Source organism: Mesorhizobium sp. M0601, from assembly GCF_040320845.1.
GTDB lineage: Bacteria > Pseudomonadota > Alphaproteobacteria > Rhizobiales > Rhizobiaceae > Mesorhizobium.
This window is the reverse complement of record NZ_JAMYQK010000006.1, coordinates 86896-107150: the sequence shown is the minus strand read 5'-3', so window position 1 is coordinate 107150 and position 20255 is coordinate 86896. Positions and strand designations below refer to the sequence as shown.

The 20255-nt window shown below is 63.4% G+C and carries 17 protein-coding genes and 1 tRNA gene; 12 read left to right on the top strand and 6 right to left on the bottom strand.

The annotated features are described in order from the left end of the window. Positions 1-106 precede the first annotated feature (106 nt). Both NKI41_RS08855 and NKI41_RS08850 read right to left on the bottom strand, forming a co-directional pair. On the bottom strand, positions 107-862 hold the full coding sequence (locus NKI41_RS08855) for an SDR family oxidoreductase (RefSeq protein WP_352469547.1): 756 nt from the start codon (positions 860-862) through the stop codon (positions 107-109). 221 nt (positions 863-1083) lie between these two features. Further along, positions 1084-1830 carry a tellurite resistance TerB family protein gene (locus NKI41_RS08850; protein ID WP_352488764.1) on the bottom strand — a complete coding sequence of 249 codons (747 nt, stop codon included), beginning with the start codon at positions 1828-1830 and terminating at the stop codon, positions 1084-1086. Between the two features lie 276 nt (positions 1831-2106). Here NKI41_RS08850 and NKI41_RS08845 point away from each other — a divergent pair, with 276 nt between their 5' ends. Next, entirely contained in the window at positions 2107-2466 is a 360-nt protein-coding gene (locus NKI41_RS08845) for a YybH family protein (RefSeq protein WP_352539344.1), read from the top strand. Between the two features lie 22 nt (positions 2467-2488). Here the strand turns inward: NKI41_RS08845 and trhO are convergent, their stop codons facing one another. Beyond that, positions 2489-3409: an oxygen-dependent tRNA uridine(34) hydroxylase TrhO gene (trhO, locus tag NKI41_RS08840; RefSeq protein WP_502901198.1), complete on the bottom strand. Its 921-nt coding sequence runs from the start codon at positions 3407-3409 to the stop codon at positions 2489-2491. A 169-nt stretch (positions 3410-3578) separates the two neighbouring features. Between trhO and NKI41_RS08835 the strand changes: the two genes are divergently transcribed. After that, entirely contained in the window at positions 3579-4217 is a 639-nt protein-coding gene (locus tag NKI41_RS08835; protein ID WP_352469543.1) for a 2-dehydro-3-deoxy-phosphogluconate aldolase, read from the top strand. 43 nt (positions 4218-4260) lie between these two features. On the opposite strand, the gene NKI41_RS08830 is transcribed toward NKI41_RS08835, so the two are convergent. From NKI41_RS08830 to NKI41_RS08820, 3 genes are all read right to left on the bottom strand, one after another. After that, a tRNA-Gln gene (locus NKI41_RS08830) sits at positions 4261-4334 on the bottom strand. 81 nt (positions 4335-4415) lie between these two features. Next, the gene (mepK, locus tag NKI41_RS08825; protein WP_352682533.1) at positions 4416-6269 is read right to left on the bottom strand and encodes a peptidoglycan L,D-endopeptidase MepK; all 1854 of its coding nucleotides are present in this window, start codon (positions 6267-6269) and stop codon (positions 4416-4418) included. Positions 6270-6628: 359 nt separating this feature from the next. Beyond that, entirely contained in the window at positions 6629-8191 is a 1563-nt protein-coding gene (locus NKI41_RS08820; protein ID WP_352682531.1) for a sigma-54-dependent transcriptional regulator, read from the bottom strand. 152 nt (positions 8192-8343) lie between these two features. Here NKI41_RS08820 and NKI41_RS08815 point away from each other — a divergent pair, with 152 nt between their 5' ends. The 10 genes from NKI41_RS08815 to NKI41_RS08770 all read left to right on the top strand — a co-directional run bounded on the left by NKI41_RS08815 (position 8344) and on the right by NKI41_RS08770 (position 20211). After that, a complete protein-coding gene (locus NKI41_RS08815; RefSeq protein ID WP_352682529.1) occupies positions 8344-10179 on the top strand; it encodes a M3 family oligoendopeptidase in 1836 nt (611 codons plus the stop codon). Between the two features lie 390 nt (positions 10180-10569). Next, a complete protein-coding gene (locus NKI41_RS08810) occupies positions 10570-11358 on the top strand; it encodes a helix-hairpin-helix domain-containing protein (protein ID WP_352682527.1) in 789 nt (262 codons plus the stop codon). 156 nt (positions 11359-11514) lie between these two features. After that, a complete protein-coding gene (locus NKI41_RS08805; protein ID WP_352682525.1) occupies positions 11515-12666 on the top strand; it encodes an aminodeoxychorismate synthase component I in 1152 nt (383 codons plus the stop codon). Beyond that, on the top strand, positions 12615-13277 hold the full coding sequence (locus NKI41_RS08800; RefSeq protein WP_352682523.1) for an aminotransferase class IV family protein: 663 nt from the start codon (positions 12615-12617) through the stop codon (positions 13275-13277). Before NKI41_RS08805 ends, NKI41_RS08800 begins: the two co-directional genes overlap by 52 nt. Before the next feature lie 17 nt (positions 13278-13294). Further along, positions 13295-13582: a YciI family protein gene (locus NKI41_RS08795; protein ID WP_352682521.1), complete on the top strand. Its 288-nt coding sequence runs from the start codon at positions 13295-13297 to the stop codon at positions 13580-13582. Next, positions 13579-14535: a heme-dependent oxidative N-demethylase family protein gene (locus NKI41_RS08790; RefSeq protein WP_352469535.1), complete on the top strand. Its 957-nt coding sequence runs from the start codon at positions 13579-13581 to the stop codon at positions 14533-14535. The genes NKI41_RS08795 and NKI41_RS08790 overlap by 4 nt, the downstream gene beginning before the upstream one ends. Continuing rightward, on the top strand, positions 14519-15757 hold the full coding sequence (locus tag NKI41_RS08785) for a hypothetical protein (protein ID WP_352682519.1): 1239 nt from the start codon (positions 14519-14521) through the stop codon (positions 15755-15757). The genes NKI41_RS08790 and NKI41_RS08785 overlap by 17 nt, the downstream gene beginning before the upstream one ends. A 122-nt stretch (positions 15758-15879) precedes the next feature. Continuing rightward, positions 15880-17325 carry a homospermidine synthase gene (locus tag NKI41_RS08780; RefSeq protein WP_352448220.1) on the top strand — a complete coding sequence of 482 codons (1446 nt, stop codon included), beginning with the start codon at positions 15880-15882 and terminating at the stop codon, positions 17323-17325. A 187-nt stretch (positions 17326-17512) separates the two neighbouring features. Beyond that, on the top strand, positions 17513-17887 hold the full coding sequence (omp10, locus tag NKI41_RS08775) for an outer membrane lipoprotein Omp10 (protein WP_023720183.1): 375 nt from the start codon (positions 17513-17515) through the stop codon (positions 17885-17887). Positions 17888-18183: 296 nt separating this feature from the next. Beyond that, complete coding sequence (locus NKI41_RS08770) at positions 18184-20211, top strand: 5'-nucleotidase C-terminal domain-containing protein (RefSeq protein ID WP_352682517.1); 2028 nt, start codon at positions 18184-18186, stop codon at positions 20209-20211. Positions 20212-20255 lie beyond the last annotated feature (44 nt).

Genomic DNA, 20255 nt, shown 5'->3' with positions numbered 1-20255 from the left:
TCCCGGTCATTCCGCATTTATGAGTTTACGGCCTAGTCTAGTGCATGTCGCCCAAAGTGCGCAGCGGTTTTGGGACAACGACATGTATACAACCTGGACCGGTTGCCTACCCTCGCCCGACAAACGGCATCTTCGTCGCCATCACGGTCATGAACAGCACGTTCGCGTCGAGCGGCAGGCTGGCCATATGGAGGACGGCATCGGCGACGCGCTCGACATCCATCACCGCTTCGGCGGCAATGGTGCCGTTGGCTTGCGGCACGCCGACCGTCATCGCCTGCGCCATGTCGGTCAGCGCGTTGCCGATGTCGATCTGGCCGCAAGCAATGTCGAAGGGCCTGCCGTCCAGCGCCAGCGTCCTGGTCAGCCCGGTGATGGCGTGCTTGGTCGCCGTATAGGGCACCGAGCCCGGCCGTGGCGCATAGGCCGATACCGAGCCGTTGTTGATGATGCGGCCGCCCATCGGCTGCTGCCTGCGCATGGCGCCGAACGCGGCGCGAGCACACAGGAACGAGCCGGTGAGATTGACCCCGACGATGTCGTTCCACACGTCGACCGGGATGTCGTCGATCAATGTCGATTTGTAGCTCGTGCCGGCATTGTTGAAGAGCAGGTCGACGCGCCCGAAAGCCGCAGCCACCGTCTCGAACAGATCGTCGACCTGATCGGCCTTGCTGATGTCGCAGGCGAAGGCCAATGCCTTGGCCTGCGTCGGCCCGGCCGCGGCGATCGCATCCTCCAGCACCGGCTTGCGGCGACCGCAGAAGACCGTATTCCAGCCGGCCTTGAGCAGCGCCGTGGCGACGCTTTTGCCGATGCCCGTGCCGGCGCCGGTGACGATGGCGGTTTTATAGTCGGTCATGGCTGTACTCCCTGAAAGGGATGAGGCATCGCAAATGACGGGAACCATGGCAAGCCGGCCCAAAGCCTGTGCTCACAAAAAGGGCGGCCGTTGGCGACCGCCCCTGATCCGAACCGGGCATGGGAGGAGGAAAACCGATCCGACTGACTGAAATCATGCGCTCACCGGATTAACGAGAAGCTAACGCCAACGGCGCCGAGCTCCGAGGCTTCCTCTTCGAGCTACCAGCGCGAGCCTGCGACCGGCTTGGCCGTGCTGCCCGCTGCCGGCACCTTCGCCGCCGTCACCGTCGCCTCGACATGGTCGACCAGCGCATCCGGCAAGCCGAGACGGCCGGCAAGCAGGTCGAGATAGCCGCGTTCGGCCCGCGTGTCCGGATCGATGGCAAGACGCGAGGCGGTGTAGAGTTCCAGCTTTTGCGCATCGGTCTTGGCCCCGGCGATCAGCACATCCAGATCGAGCGGCGCCTCCAGTTCCGACATCAGGAATTTCTCCGCTTCGGCGCCGACGCCGGCGAGGCTGAGCTTGCCGGCGATCTTCTGCCGCTCTTCGTCATCGACGTGACCGTCGGCCTTCGCCGCCGAGATCATCGCCCTGACCAGCGTCAGCGTGAATTCGTCTTCGCCCTGCGGCGCTTGCGACGGATGGAAGGCGGTATCGGCCGGCGGCGGCAGCAATTCCGGTTCGCCTGCAGCTTGCGTCTCGGCCGGCGCGTTGCCGTTCTTGTAGTTCTGGTAGGCCTTGTAGGCGAGGCCGCCGATCGCAGCCAACCCACCAAGCTTCACCGCCGCACCGGTGACCTGGCGGCCTGGGCCGGTTCCGAGCAGCACCGCGGCCAGCGCGCCGGCGGCAAGCGGATTGTCCTTGGCCATCTGCACCGCCTGCCCCGCCTTGTCGCGGACAGTCGATCCGGTGCCGGGAACTTGCGAGCCGAGCAGATCGTCGAGGAGCTTCTTGGGATCGAACATCAATGCCTCCAGAATTGGCCCGGCCGAAGGTGCGCGGGCAGGTTTGCACGTCGAAGACCTAGGTCCCGCAGTTTGACATTACAATGACGCGGCGCATCCTTTTGCCCGCTGCCACGCATGACTTCGCACCGACATCTGCTGGGATTTCACGCGGAAATTATAATGCTGCAGCCTCCATCCGCGTCAAAAAACGCGCGACGCTCTGGACATCGGACGTGTCGAAACCGCCCCCGACTTCGACTAATGTCGCGGCATGTCGCTTGAGAGGAGCCTGGCATGACCGATGAGACAGACCGCCAGCCGGCACGCGACCCCCAGGAACTGGAGCGCCTGTTGATTTCACGGCAATGGGTCGGAGACATTGACGGCATGGCCGCGCTTTTCGAGCAGCATGCCGTCATCGACAGCGGTGGCGGACAGCTGACGTTCGGCCGCGAAGCCATCCGGGGGCTGTTCGCGGAGATCACCGCAACCGGCCGAAAATTTCAGTCCGGAGATCAGCGCCCGGCTGTCGTCAATGGCGACCTGGCGCTGACCTCGACCCGGCTTCCTGACGGCACCATCACCACCGAGGTCGCGCGCCGGCAGAACGACGGGACATGGCTGTGGGTCATCGATCGTTTCTCTGTTGCTTGACGTGAAGTTGCTTAACGTGAAGCTAACTTCCGATGTGGCGGTCGCCGCGTGCTTGCGCCAGCTCGACCTGGTGCTGGCGCTCGGCGTAGCGGGCGCGATCTTCGTCCGAGCGGGCATCGAAGCAATGCGGGCATGAAACGCCGGTGGCATATTGCGGCGACAGCCGGTCTTCCGCGGCTAGCGGATGCCGGCAGGCGCGGCAGAGTTCGGCCTCGCCTTCGACCAGCCCGTGCGATACCGAAACGCGCTCGTCGAAGACGAAGCATTCGCCTTGCCAGAGGCTCTGTTCGGCGGGCACATCCTCGAGATATTTCAGAATGCCGCCCTTGAGGTGGAACACATCCTCCAAACCGAGCGACTTCACATAGGCTGTCGCTTTCTCGCAGCGAATGCCGCCGGTGCAGAACATGGCGACCTTGCGCCCGTCGAGCTCGCGCCGATGCTGCTCGACCCAGGCCGGGAATTCGCGGAAGCTGTTGGTGGCGGGATCGACAGCGCCCTTGAAGGTGCCGAGCGACACCTCGTAGGCATTGCGCGTGTCGATGACGATGGTACCCGTATCCGAGATCAGTGCATTCCAGTCGGCCGGCGCAACATAGGTGCCTGCACCTGCCGCCGGATCGATATTGTCCACGCCCATGGTGACGATCTCGCGCTTCAACCGCACCTTCATGCGGTGGAACGGCATCGTTGCGGCGCTGCTGTATTTGATCTCGAGGCCGGCGAGACCGTCGATGGATTCGAGATGATCGATGAGCGCGGCGATTGCCGTTTCACTGCCGGCGACCGTGGCGTTGATGCCCTCACGCGCCAACAGCAGCGTGCCTTTGATGCCGCGCGCACAGCAGAAGGCGGCGAGCGGCGCGCGCAGCGCCTCGAAGGTGTCGAGCCGGGCGAAGCGGTAAAGCGCGGCAACGCGGAAGGCTTGGCTGGGAAGTGTCATCACCAAGCCACTAGACGCTCACGACAGCCGGATCAAGGCAGAGCCGGGAGCGGTCTGATCGCGGAAGGTTTCGAACACCACGCGTGACATCGCGACACGCCGCGTTTCGTGGACAGAAAAACCTCCTTCTGCTAACCGGTCGACTTGATCAACAGAGGAGAGACGACGAATGCCCAGCACGACCGAAAAGCTCCTGTCGCTCCTCAACGGCCAGCCGGTCATACCGGTGCTGAAGATCGCCAATCCCGCCGACGCGGTGCCGCTGGCCCGGGCGCTGGCCCGCGGCGGCCTGCCGGCGATCGAGATCACGCTGCGCACCGCCGACGCGCTGGAGGCGATCCGCCGGGTGGCGGGCGAGGTTGAAGACGCCGTCGTCGGCGCCGGCACCATCCTGGACGCCCGCCAGTTCGGCGAGGCGGCGGCCGCCGGTTCGAAGTTCATCGTCAGCCCCGGCATCACCCGCGAGCTTCTCGCGGCAGCCAAGGACAGCGACGTGCCGTTGCTGCCCGGCGCCATCACGCCGGGAGAGGTCATGGCCGCCCGCGAAGCCGGCCTGCGCTTTCTGAAATTCTTCCCGGCCGAACAGTCGGGCGGCATCGCTTCGCTCAAGGCTTTCGCCTCGCCGCTTGCCGACGTGAAATTCTGCCCGACCGGCGGTATCACCGGCAAGAATGCCGCGGACTACCTCAGCCTGCCCAACGTCATCTGCGTCGGCGGTTCCTGGGTGGCGCCGGACGATCTGGTCAAGGCCGGCAAATGGGACGAGATCGAAGCCTTGGCGCGCGCGGCAAGCAAGCTCGGGCGCTAGCATCTTCTGCATCAAAAGCCGCCGCCGATCTGGTTCGCCGGGCTGGTTCCCGCTCATGGGCTCGAACCACGATTCACGCCTTCAAAGGGCGCTGTCCTACCATTAGACGAAGCGGGAGAATGCCGACCAGTGGTTAGCATCTCTGGATGAAGGAAGCCAGTGCCGGCGGTGGAGGCCGCGCGAGGTGCCCAGCGCGGCCTACTCGGTCTTGAAGCGGGCAACCGACATGAACTTGACGGCTTTGCCGGTGAACCGGTTTGCGTCGGCCATCTCGTTGCCCGGCTGGAAGCCTATCGTATAGACCTCGCTCGGTGCCGTACGGACGAAGTCGTAGGCGTAGCGCGGCGCCGTTGTCGCATCTGAAACAGTTGCGACATACTCACCGCTGTGCAGCGCCCACCGGGCGGCCTGCGGCGCGGCGGCGACCACCACCGGCTTGGGGCCGGGCTTCAGGTCGCGGGCGGTGGCCCTGGGTTCCTTGCGTGTGGTCTTCACGCCTGCACCGATGACGGCGGCCGGATCGGAGCCGGCCGGGCGGGCAACGATGGCCTCGCGCGGCGATGCCCCGTCGCTCGATGCCCCGTCGTCGCTCGCCGGTTCCTCGAACACCGATGCTTGCTCGGAAAGCGACGCGACCTTGTATTCGTCGGTCGCGCTGACCCTTTCCAGAACGGCCTTGACCTCGTCGGGCTGGGAACTGTCGGGCCGCGCCGACGGCAACACCGAGAATGCGTCGGTGGCGGTGTTGCTCCGCTCGGCCGCACTCGCCAGCGCCAGCAACACTTGCTTGTCCTGCGGCGCAAGACTAGCAGGCGAAAGATCGGCCGGCAGCGAATGATCGGGCCGCCAGCTCGGCACGGGAACGTTGTTTGCAGCGACCTGCACCGGGCCGGCCGCAGCAGACGGGTCTGCTATACCGAACGGAACATTTGCCGGCGCCACACTTGCCGGCGCTTGCGCGGTCGCCACCGCCTGTTCAGTCGATCCAGCCGCATCCGCCACGCCGAACGGAACGTTCTCAGGCGGCTGGCCGCCGACGTCCGTCTTCGGGCGCGGAGCAAAATCCGGTAGCGGGATGCTGCGGGCAGGCAATGCCGCGATGATCGTCTCCGGCGTGTCGTTCTCCGGTTCAGGCGCAGGCGCCGGAGCATCGGCGACTTCCGGAATCTCGGCGCGCTTGGCATCCTGAGGCGCGACGATGGCAATGCCAGGCAGGTTGCTGCTCTTGGCGGACGGCGCCGGCTTCACGTTACGGGGCTTTGGCGCCGGCTCGGCCATCGCCACGTCGGCGCTGTCGTCCGCCTCGTCGTCGCCACCGCCGAAGAGGGCTGCCAAGAACCCACGGGATTTTTTGGCACCGCCGCTTGCGCTGGCGAGTTCGATGGCCGGCGCGCCGGCCCCCTTGCGGGCTTTGTAGGAGGCGAGCGCCTGTTGATAGCCAGGCAGCGGCTTGCCGTCGCTCGGCACATGCAGCGTCTTGCCGTTGGGGAACACGCGCGCCAGTTCCTGGCGGCTGATGCCGGGCCAGTGGCGTACATTGCCGACATCCATATGCACGAAGGGCGAGCCGGAGCTGGGATAGTAGCCGACGCCGCCGCCCTGCATCCTGAGGCCGACGTCGCGCAGCTTCTTCAGCGGCACGCCGGGAATATAGAAATCCATCGCCCTGCCGAGCATGTGCTGGCTTTTTTCGGCGACGCCCCTGCTGCGGCTGCGCAGCATCGAATTCGTGGCCGGCGAACGATAGCCGCAGACGACCTGTATGTAGTCGGTGGCGCCGCTCTCCCGATAGGCCTCCCAGACCAGGTCCAGCAGGCGCGGATCCATCTTGGTCGGCTCGTTGCGACGCCAGTCGCGCAGGATGATGTTGATCTTTCGCAAGCCCGCCTGGTCGTAGCGGCCGTTGCGCTTGTAGACGATCTCCGCCTTTTCATGCGTGTGGAGATGATAGAGCTTCAGCGAACGTGTCTCGGCGCTGGCGCCGGTTGCCGCCGCTGCAAGGAACCCGACGGCAACAATCACCGCTGCCAGCCATCTCGGCCAGACGCTCATGTGATAATGCCGCCCGTTTTCGTGTCGTTCGATTCTGTTCAAATCAAAAGGCCTTGCAGGCTGCCGTTTTGTCCCCGGATTTGACCAAACGGATGCGTGGTGTGTGCATCCGAATATCGATCCTAATGGTTAATCATCGCTTATTGAAGCCGAAATGCGGTAACACGGTGGCGATATCCCGCCAAAAATATTGCGCAGGATATCTTGGTAAACCGCTGGTTTAGATCATGTTTTGGCGCCAGCTCGAAACACGATCTGTTACCGTCCGCCTTAATACGTGAACACTGTGGCGAACACATCATTTCGAGGCGCAGTTGCGTGGAATGATGTCCGGATGAGAACCGGCTTGGCCCTGTGACTCAGGAAGCGAGCCGTTCGACGCGGCCGGTTTCCGGGTCGATGCCGTATTCCTTGAGCTTGCGGTAGAGCGTCGACCGGCCGATGCCGAGGCGGCGGGCGACTTCGCTCATCTGGCCGTTATAGTGATCGATGGCGAGCTTGATCATTTCGAGTTCGACGTCGGCCAGCGCACGCACATTGCCGCGCTCGTCGAGCGCCCGCAGCGTGCCGAAACGAGGCCTGGCCGGTGCATCGGGCTCGGCCGCGGCGACGCCGACGGCGGCCGGGACGTTATCACGCGGCTGGCTGCCCGAAGCCACTCCAGAAGCTGGCCACCCTGAAGCTGGCCCCACTGAATTGGGCAAGGCGATACCCGCATCGAGATTGACCGTGCCCTCGACCTGCGCCCGGATCTGCGGGAACTCTTCTTCAGTCAGCATGTCGCCGTCGGCAAGCACCGAAGCCCGGAAGACGGCATTTTCGAGCTGCCTTATGTTGCCCGGCCAGTCATAGGCCTGCAGCATGGCAAGCGCCGCAGCCGAGATGCCCCGCAGGCGGTGGCGCGGATCGGCGGGCGCCACCTTCTCCATGAAGTGCTCGACCAGATAGGGGATGTCGCCGCGACGGTCGCGTAATGGCGGCACGAAGATCGGATAGACGTTCAGCCGGTAGAACAGGTCCTCGCGGAACTTGCCGTCCTTGACCTGCTGCAGCAGGTTGCGATGGGTTGCCGAGATCAGCCTGATGTCGACCCTGACGGTCGAGCGGCCGCCAACCGGATCGACCTCGCCGTCCTGTACGGCGCGCAACAGCTTGACCTGCACGTCGAGCGGCAGGTCGCCGATCTCGTCAAGGAACAGCGTGCCGGTGTGCGCTTCGACGAATTTGCCGGTATGTTTTTCGGTGGCGCCGGTGAACGAGCCCTTCTCGTGCCCGAACAGGATCGATTCGACCAGATTGTCGGGGATGGCGCCGCAATTGACGGTGACGAAGGGTTTCGAGCGGCGGTCGCCGCTGCCCTGGATGGCGCGCGCCACCAGTTCCTTGCCGACGCCGGATTCACCTTCGATCAGGATCGGAATGTTGGACGCCGCCGCCTTGCTGCCGAGCCGGATCACCCGATCCATCGCCGGACTGTGGGTGATCATGTCCTTGAACGTCAGATGGCCGCCGCGCTGCCGTGACGAGCGCTTCACTTCGCCTTCGAGCGCTTCGACCTTGAGGGCGTTGCCGATCGACGCCTGCAGCCTGTCGGGAGAGGCCGGCTTGACGACGAAATCGAAGGCGCCGTGACGCATTGCCGAAACGACGGTTTCGATGCCGCCCTGCGCGGTCTGCACGATGACGGGAATGTGGATGCCGCGCTCGCGCATCGCCTTCAGCACGCCGATGCCATCGAGGCCCGGCATCATCAGGTCGAGGATGATCACCGACACGTCGCGCGCATTGGGTCCGTCGACGAGATCGAGACCGGCCTCGCCGCCATCGGCGACGATCGCGGTGTGGCCGAATTTCGTCACCGCCGCCTCGAGCAGCCTGCGCTGCACGGGATCGTCATCGACTATGAGTATGGAAGCTGCCATGACTGATCCGACCGTGCCCGCCCGAGAATGCGCCCTATGGATCATCTTGGCACAGGGTTCTAAATAAGCTTTCAAAAAACCCGGTGAATGAATTCCTTAGGATTTGACCGGCTTCTCGTTTCCTCGAATTTTTGTGTCTGGAAGGATCGGCAATGCGCATGGTTTTTGCTCGAAAGCTGGCGGCGGCGCCCGGTCAGGGCGTGGCGGAGCTTGGCGACCTGCCGGAATGGAATCTAGCCGATCTCTATTCGGGCATGGAGGCGCCCGAGTTGAAGCGCGACATCGCCAAGGCCGCCGCCGATGCCATCGCCTTCGAGAGCCGTTGGAAAGGCACGCTCGCCGCCGAGGCCGGGCGTGGCGGCGCCGGCAGGCTTGGCGAGGCGCTTCAGGTCTATGAAGTGCTGGAGGAGCTGATCGGCCGCATCGTCTCCTATGCCGGGCTTGTCTATGCCGGCAACACGTCGGATCCGCAGCGCGCCAAGCTCTATGGCGACATCCAGGAAAAGATGACCGATGCCAGCGCGCACCTGCTGTTTTTCGCGCTCGAGCTGAATCTCATCGACGATGGTGCGATCGAAACCGCACTCGCCGCCGATCCGGCCTTCGCCCATTACCGGCCCTGGGTGCTCGATCTGCGCAAGGATAAGCCCTATCAGCTCGAAGACCGCATAGAGCAGCTCTTCCATGAAAAATCGATCACCGGGCGCGGGGCCTGGAACCGCCTGTTCGACGAGACGATGACCGATTTGCGTTTCGACGTCGACGGCGAGGAGCTGACGCTTGAGCCGGCGCTCAATCGCCTGCAGGACGCCGACGGCGAGGTGCGCCGCCGGGCGTCCGAGGCGCTGGCCACGACCTTCCGCAAGAATCTGCGCGTCTTTACACTGGTCACCAACACGCTGGCCAAGGACAAGGAGATCTCCGACCGCTGGCGCGGCTTCGAGGACATTGCCGATTCCCGCCATCTCGCCAACCGCGTCGAACGCAGCGTGGTGGATGCGCTCGCCGCCGCGGTTCGCGACGCCTATCCACGCCTGTCGCATCGCTATTACGCGATGAAGGCGCGCTGGCTCGGCATGGAGGTGATGAACCACTGGGACCGCAATGCGCCATTGCCCGAGACCCCACAGGCGGTCATCGGCTGGGACGAGGCCAAGAACACCGTGCTTTCCGCCTACCAGCGCTTTTCGCCCGACATGGCGGAGATCGCCAGAACTTTCTTCGACCGCAACTGGATCGATGCACCGGTGAGACCCGGCAAGTCGCCTGGCGCCTTCGCCCATCCGACCGTGCCTTCGGCGCATCCCTATGTGCTGCTCAACTACATGGGCAAGCCGCGCGATGTGATGACGCTGGCGCACGAACTCGGCCACGGCGTGCACCAGGTGCTGGCCGGCGGCCAGGGCGCCCTGATGGCATCGACGCCGCTGACGCTGGCCGAAACCGCATCGGTGTTTGGCGAAATGCTGACCTTCCGCTCGCTGCTCGAGCAGACCACCGACAAGCGCGAACGCAAGGCCATGCTCGCCCAGAAGGTCGAGGACATGATCAACACGGTCGTGCGCCAGATCGCCTTCTACGAGTTCGAGCGCAAGGTGCATGCCGAGCGCAGGAGCGGCGAACTGACCTCGGACAAGCTCGGCCAGTTCTGGTTGGAAGTGCAGGCGGAAAGCCTCGGGCCGGCGATCAAGCTGCGCGAAGGGTACGAGGTTTTCTGGACCTATATCCCGCACTTCATCCACTCGCCTTTCTACGTCTATGCCTACGCATTCGGCGATTGCCTGGTGAACTCGCTCTACGCGGTCTACCAGAACGCCGAGCGCGGCTTTCAGGAGAAATATTTTGCCATGCTGCGCGCCGGCGGCACCAAGCATCATTCCGAGCTTCTAGCGCCGTTCGGCCTCGACGCGGCCGACCCTGCCTTCTGGCAGATCGGGCTTGGCGTGATCAGCGGACTGATCGACGAGCTGGAAACACTGGACAAGTGATGCGCAACACTGGGCGATGCGCAACACCGGATGACCGGGTTTTCCAGAACAGTTTAGCAGCAACGCATATTGGCGATGGTCTATTCTTGTCTTGGTTATTTGTTCTTAAATAACTTTCCATGGAAGTTTTCCGTTAGATTCCCGTAAGCTGTATGATAGCGTCCGCCCTCAAGCTCAGCCGGGCACGAATGGATCCGGTCGGAAAATCCCGACCGGCCATGGCGTGTCGGCGGATGCGACAACGGTTGTTGGCCAGGGGCAAACCGGTCGCCGACAGCTCGATCGAAGCCGGCTGTTCTGCAAATTGCGGAACCACCATCGAATGGTCCTTCGCCGAGGTCATGGCTCTACAGGCCAGGGCGGACGGATCGGACTGGAGAGAGAAAGACAATGGGCACTTTTTTCTACATGCTCCTGGCGTTCCTGGTAGGTGTGTTGGTTGGCTGGTTCATTTGGGGACGCCTGCGTGGCGAACTCGACAGTTTGCGCGGCGATCTAAACCGCACGCGCAGCGAACGCGACAGATTGCGGGCCGATAGCGACCGTCTGACCGGTGAGTTGGATGCATGCGGCCGCGCCCGCGCCGATCTCGAACGCCGGCTGGGCGAGGCGAAAACCACCCAGGCGCCAACCGCGAAGGCGGCAACAGCCAAGGCGCCAGCCGCCAAGGCCGGTGCGACCAAGGCGGCGATGCAGGCGCCGTCAACGCTGATTTCGACATCCGCACCGGCCAAACCGGCGCCGAAGAAATCTGCAACGGCGAAGGCCGCGACCGCGCCACGCGCAAGTGCCGCGAAAACGGCAACGCCGAAACCGCCTGCATCGAAAGCGAGCGCCGCGCCGACGACCGCGCCGGCGGCAAGCAAGGCTGCGCCATCTGCAAAGAAAGCCGCGACCGGCAAGGCAACAGCTATTGCCCCAGGCAACGCCAACGATCTGCGTCGCCTGATCGGCATCGGCCCGACCAACGAGCGGCTGCTCAAAGGGCTTGGGGTCACGACCTATGCCCAGATCGCCGCCTGGACGCCCGACGATGTCAAGCGGATCGAGGCGACGTTGAATTTCGACGGCCGTATCGAACGTGAACGCTGGATCGAGCAGGCGAAACTGCTTGCCGCCGGCGACGAAAAGGAATTTGCGCGCCGCTTCCCGACCGCGGGAGAAGCCAGCAACACCTGATCCATCGCAAGGCGGCATCGGGAACAAGGCGGCGCTCTCGGGCGCCGCTTTTGTTTTTGCCGCCGCGCCTTTGCGTCTTGGGACGCCGTTCCCTCGATTGCGCACGGTCGAGCCCCCATATAGATCGATCGCTGGTGACCGCAGCATCCGAGCCTTATGTCCCTGCCCCTGCCCTTTGCAATTTTCAGGAACGACGAGACCGCGCGGCAGCTCGTTTTCGACCGGCCGGCCGAGTTAATCGCAGCGCATGGCGAGGCGGATTTTTTGCCGGCGCTGGAAGCCGCGCAGGCTGCACATGACGGCGGCAAATGGCTGGCCGGTTATTTCTCCTACGAGGCCGGTTACCTGCTCGAACCCAAGCTCGTTCCGCTGCTGCCGGCCGGCCGCCGCGCCCCGCTTTTTTGCCTCGGCGTGTTCGATGCGCCGGTCGAGCAGACGGTCGCGCCAGGCGATCCGCCGGCCAGCAACGGCCCAATCTTCGACGCCAAGGCAGCCTGGTCTTCGGACGACTACGCCAAACGCTTTGCCAGGCTGCATGACCACATCCGCAAGGGCGACTGCTACCAGGGCAATCTGACCTTTCCGGTCCATGCGCAGTGGTCGGGCGACCCGCTGGTCGCCTTCAACGCGCTGACCGAACGCCAGCCGGTGAAGTATGGGGCGCTGGTCGCGCTCGGCGATCCGATCGTCTTGTCGCGTTCGCCCGAACTGTTCTTCGAGGTGGACGCGGAAGGCATGATCGAGACGCATCCGATGAAGGGCACCGCGCCGCGCGGGGCAACAAAAGCCGAGGACGATCGCCTGAAAGCGTTCTTGCGCAACGACGAGAAGAACCAGGCCGAGAACCGGATGATTGTCGATCTCCTGCGCAATGACATTTCACTGATCAGCGAGGTTGGCACGCTCGATGTGCCGGAGCTTTTCCGCATCGAGAGCTACCCGACCGTCCACCAGATGGTGAGCCGCGTGCGGGCGAAACTCCTGCCCGGCCTCGCCATCCGCCAGATTTTCGCCGCGCTGTTCCCCTGCGGCTCGATTACCGGCGCACCGAAGATCCGCGCCATGGAGATCCTGCGCGAGCTGGAAAGTGGCCCGCGCGATGTCTATTGCGGCGCCATAGGCTGGATCGCGCCTGGCGGCCGGATGCGCTTTTCGGTGGCGATCCGCACCATCTCGCTCTTTGCCAATGGCGAGGCGGTCTACAATGTCGGCGGTGGCGTCGTCTTCGATTCGACAGCCGAAGAGGAGTACCAGGAGTGTCTGCTGAAAGCCCGTTTCGCGACGGGAACACTGCCGATTTCGAACTGATCGAAACAATGCGCTGGGAACCCGGCTCGGGTTTCGTCCGTTTCGACCGCCATCTCGCGCGGCTTTACGGCTCGGCAAGCGAACTCGGTTTCGCCTGCGATCCGCAAAGGGTCGGCGAAGCGCTGATGAATGCGGTCGGCCGCCAGCAGATCGCGTTGCGCACTCGCCTCGTCCTGTCGCGCAAGGGCGAAGTCGCGGTTTCGGCGCAGCCTTACGAGCCGCTCGCCGCAGACAAGGTCTGGACACTTCAACTGGCACGGGTGCGGCTTGATTCGAGCGACATGCTGCTGCGCCACAAGACCAGCCGCCGACAAACCTATACGCGCGCCCGCGCCGAATATCTCGCCAGCCGCGCCGACGAGGTGCTGCTCGCCAATGAGCGCGGCGAAATCTGCGAGGGCACGATCACCAATGTCTTTGCCGATTTCGGTGACGGCGTGCTGGCCACGCCGCGGCTCGATTGCGGCCTGCTGCCTGGCGTCCTGCGCGGCGAACTGCTGGATCAAGGCCGCGCCGGTGAAGCGGTCTACACGTGGAACGAACTGAAATCGGCCAAGGCGCTGTTCGTCGGCAACTCGCTGCGCGGATTGATCCCGGCGCGGCTGGGCTGAAGCATCTGGAGACAACAATGTTCGTGGTTTCGCTGAACTACAAGGTGCCGCTGACCGAGATCGACCGCCTGCAGCAAGCGCATGTCGAATGGCTGAAGGCCTGCTACGCGGAAGGTATCTTTGTCGCCTCCGGGCCAAAGCGGCCAAGGACCGGCGGCATCATCATCGCGCGCGGTCCACGCGAGGAGCTCGATGCCAGACTGGCGGACGATCCCTTCGCCAAGGCAGGTGCCGCCGATTACGAAATCACCGAATTCACGGCGAGAATGGCCGCCGCCGCGCTGGAAGCCTACAAAGAAGCATGAGTTTCCGCCCCCCGACCCACACACCCTATGACGGCTCGTCGAAACTCTTCACCATCGGGCTGAAGCCGCTCAATCTCGATAGCTGGATCGAGGTCGACGAATATCTGCTGCCCTATCTTGCCGAAAAACGCCGGCTTTACGCGGAAATTCCCGGCAAGGTTTTTGTCGAGGAGCAAACAACGCGCGACGCCCAGCGCGAAGTGCTCGATCTGCTCGGTGCGCATCTGGCGGCGAACTTTCCTGAGACCCACAGGCGTACCGACAATGCGATCGAGGTGATCGGCGGCATCGACAATCTCGAGGGCTCAGGCACCTCAGCTTCTTTCAGCGATGCGCCGCTTGTCGCGGCCTCGTTGCTCGTCCAGGAGGATTTGATCCTGATGCGTCGCGACGAGAGCGGCTGGCGTCTGGCGGCCGGCTCGCTCTGCTTCCCGTCGTCATGGTCGCTGATCGAAAAATTCGGCAAGCCGCTGCAGCAGATCCACGCGCCGGTACCGGGTTTCGGCCCGGGCACACGCCCGGCCGATCTCATCAACCGCATGTTCGACGGCCTCCAGGGCCAAGCCGTCGAGCGCTACAACTGGTCGATCCAGGCGGGCGACGCGCTCTACCATCCGCTCTCCAACCTCGAACGCATCGACCGCGCCAGCAGTCGCCCGTCGAGATTCCCGGATGGCGACATCGACGCCCATGCCTTTATCCGCGTCGAGCGGCAGACGCTGAGAAAGCTCCCCGTTTCGGGCGACGTACTCTTCACCATCCGCATCCATCTCGACCCGCTCGCCGTGCTGGAACGCCACCCCGACCGCGCGGCGCTCGCGGCGTCCTTGGCCGAACAACTTCTGGCGCTGGACGAGGCACAACTCGACTACAAGGGGATGACCGCCGACCGTGACCGGCTGGTGGGAACACTGAAAATGATCGCTGGGGGGAACAATGATCCAGCATCTTAGCAGGCCGGTCACGTTCATGGCCGCGATCCTGGTACTGTCGACAGCAGCCGAGGCGGAGCCGGTGACTTATGCCGGCAAGCTTGGAAAGGCCGATATCGTCGTCGAATTCACCGGCGACCCCGCGGCGCCCGGCGGCCCGCTGGCCGGCCGCTATTTCTACCGCTCGAAGGGCGTTGACATCCCGCTGCAGGCCCGGTCTCAAAGGGGCAGCAAGTTCGAACTGGCCGAGGAGGAGGCATGCGGCACCGACAATTGCGATGACGGAAAGGCCGCGCCGATTGCCGCCGTGTGGCGCCTGGCCTCATCCAGTAACGGCAAGACCCTTGAAGGCAGCTGGAACGGAAAGAAGGCGCTGCCGCTCAGATTGGAACGGGTCGCAAGTCGGCAAGTGACCGGGAACGAGCCCAGCACCCCGCTCGATCTCTACGATTTCAGCTTCATGAAGTTCTTCGCCAATGACACGCCGCTCACTATGGAAACGTCCCCTTATGACTATCTGCGGATGGACACTCAGCTCGATAACGGCAAGACGACTGGTTGGCCGGACGCAACCTACCGCTATGTCGTCGACCCCCGCACCAGGTTTGCCACGCCGCGCATTGTCGAACTGTCCGGCGACGTTCCGATCGAGGCCGCGAATGCTCTGCTGCAAGAGAGGCACTGGCGCGCAAACATCGGCGCACTGGGCTGCGTGGCGGCGCAATATGCCGGTTTCGACGAAGGCGGGCCAATTGACGGTATGAACGGCGGCACGCTCGGCGGCTATGAGGACAGCACATTCGAAGTGACGTCGCTGACTCCGCGGCTGATGAGCTGGCGGGAGTCCGGCAGCATCTTCTGCGGCGGAGCGCATCCGACCAACTATTCGGACGCCTACATCATGGATGTGCGGCGCGGCGTCCTGCTTGGCCTTCAGGACATTTTCTCGGATACGGTGGATGGCAAGCCCGGTCCTTCCCTGGCCTCCTTCGTCAAGCAGCGGCGCAAGAAACCGATCGATCAGACCGATATCGATCACGAAGCCGAATGCGGCATGGACGATCTCATCGGCGAATATCTAGCGGTCAGCCTCTGGCGTGAGGGCGACAAGCAGGTTCTGGTTTTCGGGCTCCAGACCCTGCCGCATGCCATCCAGGCCTGCGCCGACGATCTGCTGGAACTGCCGGTCTCCGAGGCACGTGACCTCTTCGAGCCTGCATTCGCAAGACTAGTCGAGCCGTAGCCGGGATGGCGCGGCGTGAGGCCGGCCGTCCGCTTTTCGCTTTATTGTGACAATGATCTATGGTTTGTCGCGCCGCGGCCAAGCCGCTGTTCCGAAGCGTTTTTTGAGGGAGTAATCGATAAATGGCGAATGAAAACTGGCCCGTTTACGGTGAGATCACCGGCCCTGTAGTGATGATCGGCTTCGGCTCGATCGGACGGGGAACGCTGCCGCTGATCGAGCGCCATTTCAAATTCGACAAGTCGCGCATGACGGTCATCGACCCGCGCGACACCGACCGTAAATTGCTCGACGAGCGCGGCATCACTTTCATGCAGGATGCGGTGACCAAAAAGAACTACAAGAAGCTGCTGACACCACTTTTGACCAATGGCGGCGGCCAGGGCTTTTGCGTCAACCTGTCGGTCGACACTTCCTCGCTTGAGCTGATGAAGCTCTGCCGCAAGCTTGGCGTCCTCTATATCGACACGGTGGTCGAACCCTGGCTCGGCTTTTATTTCGACGAGAAGGCCGACAACGCCTCACGCACCAACTATGCGCTGCGCGAGACCGTACGTACTGAAATCGCGAAGAACCCGGGCGGCACCACGGCGATCTCGTGCTGCGGCGCCAATCCGGGCATGGTCTCGTGGTTCGTCAAGCAGGCACTGGTCAATCTCGCCACAGATCTTGGCCTCGACTTCTCGGAACCCGCGCAGCACGATCGCGAAGGCTGGGCCAGGCTGATGAAGAAGGCCGGCGTCAAGGGCATCCATATCGCCGAGCGCGACACCCAGCGCACCAAGAAGCCCAAGCCGATGAACGTGTTCTGGAACACCTGGTCGGTCGAAGGCTTCATTTCGGAAGGGCTGCAGCCGGCCGAGCTCGGCTGGGGCACGCATGAGGCGTGGATGCCGAAGAACGCCAAAAGCCACAAGAACGGTTCGAAGGCCGCGATCTATCTGGAGCAGCCCGGCGCCAATACACGCGTGCGCACGTGGTGTCCGACGCCCGGCCCGCAATACGGTTTCCTGGTGACACACAACGAAGCGATCTCGATTGCCGATTTTTTCACGCTGCGCGGCAAGAAGGGCAAGGTGCAATACCGGCCGACCTGCCATTACGCCTATCATCCCTGCAACGACGCAGTGCTGTCGCTGCACGAGATGTTCGGTGTCGCCGGCAAGGCTCAGCCCGTGCATCACGTGCTCGACGAAAATGAACTGGTCGATGGCGTCGACGAACTCGGCGTGCTGCTCTACGGCCACGCCAAGAACGCCTACTGGTACGGCTCGCAGCTGTCGCTGGCCGAGGCGCGCAAGCTGGCGCCCTATCAGAACGCCACCGGCATGCAGGTCACGTCGGCGGTGCTGGCCGGCATGGTCTGGGCGCTGGAAAATCCCGAGGCCGGCATCGTCGAGGCCGACGAGATGGATTACAAGCGCTGCCTCGACGTGCAGGGCCCCTATCTCGGGCCGGTCAGGAGCTATTATACCGACTGGACACCGCTCGACAATCGGCCTGGTCTGTTTCCCGAGGATCTCGATACCAAAGACCCGTGGCAATTCCGCAACATCCTCGTTCGATAGCAGCGTTGCCTCGACACTCGGCCAGCTTGCAATCGCCCGGAAATCGGGCGATTGAAGAGGGGCGGCCTAGAGCCACGTGCGTCCATTTGGACGCACAAAGTACGCTCTAGCACTTTGAATGTGCGCATCGTGCTTTCCGAAAATCGGATCGATTTTCGGGCCGATGCGAGAGGAGAGGATCTTGAAGATGACGATTGCGCAAAGACTGCTTTCGGCTGGCATTGCCGCGGCCGCTACGGTCGCGTTGGCGGCCTGCACGACAACCGGCCCAGGCGAGCCGCCGGTGATCACGGCCAAGGGGGTTGAAGGCTCCTGGATCGACGCGCAGGGCACGGGCTTGTCGACCTTCAAGGGCGGCAGCTTCGCGACCGTCGCAACCGACACCGGCCAGAAGCTTGCCGATGGCAGCTACACCATGACCGGCGGCACCTCGGTCGAGATCCATGGCACGTCGCTGATCCGCCAGACGCCGATCAGCTTCAACTGCCTGATGGTCTCCACCAGCCAGCTCAATTGCACCAGCGCGAGCGGGCAGAATTTTGTGCTGACCAGGCGCACCTGAAATCCGATTCCGAATTTACTTTGCACAAGGGCGGCGGCTTCAAGCCGCCGTCTTCTTTTTACGCCGGCAAAGCTGATGCCGATTTCTGCTTGCATCGACTGAAACGCGATGTGAACATAGCCCAAGAGGGCTGTTACATCCCAGTCAAACAAGAGCGTTAAACGCCTCTGCGCATGACCCCGAAAATCGGAGTCGATTTTCGGAAAGGATCATGCGCAAAATAAAAATTGGTACAGCGTCCTTTGCGCGTCCCAAATGACGCGCGGCGCTGTACTCAAGTTATCCGGGAGACGAGAATGAAGAAGATTGCTGCCATCGCCGCGCTGTCGGCATCGGCGCTTGGCCTGTCGGCAGGGGTATCCTTTGCCGACTACACGCTCAACATCCTGCACATCAACGACTGGCATAGCCGCATCGAGAGCAACAACAAGTACGAATCGACCTGCTCGGCCGAGGAGGAGACCAAGGGCGAATGCGTCGGCGGCGCCGCCCGCCTGGTCACCGCGATCGCGCAGGAGCGCAAGAAGCTGGAAGGCCAGAACGTGCTGCTGCTCAGCGCCGGCGACAATTTCCAGGGCTCGCTCTTCTACACGACCTACAAAGGCAAGACCGAAGGCGAATTCCTCAACCAGATGAAATTCGATGCCGAGGCTCTCGGCAACCATGAGTTCGACGATGGCGAGTCGGCGCTGGCGCCGTTTCTCGACATGATCCAGTTTCCGGTGCTCGGCGCCAATGTGAAGGCCAGTGCGCAATCCAAGCTCGGCGACCGCGTCAAGCCGTCGATCGTGGTCGAGGTCGGCGGCCAGAAGATCGGGATCGTCGGCGCGGTCACCAACGACACGCCGGAGCTTGCCACCCCTGGCCCGAACATCGCCATTGAAGACGACGTCAAGTCGATCACCGCCGAGGTCGAGAAACTGAAGCGAGAGGGCGTCAACAAGATCATCGCGGTGACCCATATCGGCTACAAGCGCGAGCGCGACGTGATCGCCAAGATCCCGGGCGTCGACGTGGTGGTCGGCGGCCACAGCCATTCGCTGCTGTCCAACACCGACCCCAAGGCGGAAGGCCCTTATCCGACGATGGTCGACAATCCGGACGGCTACAAAGTGCCGGTCGTGCAGGCGGCGTCCTATTCGAAATATCTCGGCGAGTTCAAGGTCGTGTTCGACGACAACGGCGTCGTCAAGGAGGCCAGCGGCGATCCCATCCATCTCGACAAATCGATCACGCCCGACCCCGCCGTGCTTGCCCGCATCAAGGAACTCGGCGCGCCGATCGAGGCCTTGAAGAACAAGGAAGTCGCCGAGACCACCAAGGCGATCGACGGCAGTCGCGAAAACTGCCGCGCCCGCGAATGCGAGATGGGCAATCTGGTCTCCGACGCCGTCCTCGACCGGGTCAAGGGCCAAGGTGTCGAGATCGTCATCTCGAATGGCGGCGGCTTGCGCGCCTCCATCGACCAGGGCACCGTCACCATGGGCGAGGTTCTCACCGTCCTGCCGTTTCAGAACACGCTGGCGACCTTCCAGATCTCCGGCAAGGATTTGGTTGCCGGCCTCGAAAGCGGCCTCAGCCAGGTCGAGGACGGCGCCGGGCGCTTCCCGCAGGTTGCCGGCCTGAAATATGCGTTCGACAAATCGGCGCCGCCTAACGCACGCGTCAAATCGGTCGAGGTCATGGAAGGCGGCGCCTGGACGCCGATTAAGCCGGACAAGGATTACCTGGTCGCCACCAACAACTATGTCCGCCAGGGCGGCGACGGCTACAAGGTGTTCGCCGAGAAGGCCAAGAACGCCTATGATTACGGCCCGGGGCTGGAACAGGTCGTCGCCGACTACCTGGGCGCGCACCGGCCCTATACGCCGAAGCTCGACGGCCGCATCACCGAGATCGCCGCGACCGTGGCCCCGGCCGCAGAACCTGCCAACCCTGCCGAACCGCCAAAACCTGCTGAGGCTGCGCCGGCAAAGCCCGTTGAGCCGGCAATGCCCGAAATGCCGGCCGGCTCCGGCGACATTTCCAAGACGCCGCCGGCCGTCCCGGCTGAAACAGCGCCGGCACCCGCACCCGCCGAGCCGGCCCGGCCGGCGGCACCTGCGGCTCCGGCCACACCGGCTCCGGCGACCCCTGCTCCGGCTGAGCCGGCACCGGCCGAAAGCAGCCATGTAATCGTCGCCGGCGATACCTATTGGGATCTCGCGGTGAAGGCTTATGGCGACGGCACCAAATGGAAAATAATCTCCGATGCCAACAAAGCCTACGAGCCACGCCGCCTTCCGGTCGGCGCAACCTTGACGATCCCGGCGGCCTCGAAGTAATCCGGCCGCAGGAACGCAATGCACCCGCCCGGCAGACCGGGCGG

Excerpts from the sequence above, each read along its gene's own strand:
- NKI41_RS08855 (WP_352469547.1), bottom strand. The coding sequence starts at position 862 with ATGACCGACTATAAAACCGCCATCGTCACCGGCGCCGGCACGGGCATC.
- NKI41_RS08850 (WP_352488764.1), bottom strand. The coding sequence starts at position 1,830 with ATGTTCGATCCCAAGAAGCTCCTCGACGATCTGCTCGGCTCGCAAGTT.
- NKI41_RS08845 (WP_352539344.1), top strand. The coding sequence starts at position 2,107 with ATGACCGATGAGACAGACCGCCAGCCGGCACGCGACCCCCAGGAACTG.
- trhO (WP_502901198.1), bottom strand. The coding sequence starts at position 3,409 with ATGACACTTCCCAGCCAAGCCTTCCGCGTTGCCGCGCTTTACCGCTTC.
- NKI41_RS08835 (WP_352469543.1), top strand. The coding sequence starts at position 3,579 with ATGCCCAGCACGACCGAAAAGCTCCTGTCGCTCCTCAACGGCCAGCCG.
- mepK (WP_352682533.1), bottom strand. The coding sequence starts at position 6,269 with ATGAGCGTCTGGCCGAGATGGCTGGCAGCGGTGATTGTTGCCGTCGGG.
- NKI41_RS08820 (WP_352682531.1), bottom strand. The coding sequence starts at position 8,191 with ATGGCAGCTTCCATACTCATAGTCGATGACGATCCCGTGCAGCGCAGG.
- NKI41_RS08815 (WP_352682529.1), top strand. The coding sequence starts at position 8,344 with ATGCGCATGGTTTTTGCTCGAAAGCTGGCGGCGGCGCCCGGTCAGGGC.
- NKI41_RS08810 (WP_352682527.1), top strand. The coding sequence starts at position 10,570 with ATGGGCACTTTTTTCTACATGCTCCTGGCGTTCCTGGTAGGTGTGTTG.
- NKI41_RS08805 (WP_352682525.1), top strand. The coding sequence starts at position 11,515 with ATGTCCCTGCCCCTGCCCTTTGCAATTTTCAGGAACGACGAGACCGCG.
- NKI41_RS08795 (WP_352682521.1), top strand. The coding sequence starts at position 13,295 with ATGTTCGTGGTTTCGCTGAACTACAAGGTGCCGCTGACCGAGATCGAC.
- NKI41_RS08790 (WP_352469535.1), top strand. The coding sequence starts at position 13,579 with ATGAGTTTCCGCCCCCCGACCCACACACCCTATGACGGCTCGTCGAAA.
- NKI41_RS08785 (WP_352682519.1), top strand. The coding sequence starts at position 14,519 with ATGATCCAGCATCTTAGCAGGCCGGTCACGTTCATGGCCGCGATCCTG.
- NKI41_RS08780 (WP_352448220.1), top strand. The coding sequence starts at position 15,880 with ATGGCGAATGAAAACTGGCCCGTTTACGGTGAGATCACCGGCCCTGTA.
- omp10 (WP_023720183.1), top strand. The coding sequence starts at position 17,513 with ATGACGATTGCGCAAAGACTGCTTTCGGCTGGCATTGCCGCGGCCGCT.
- NKI41_RS08770 (WP_352682517.1), top strand. The coding sequence starts at position 18,184 with ATGAAGAAGATTGCTGCCATCGCCGCGCTGTCGGCATCGGCGCTTGGC.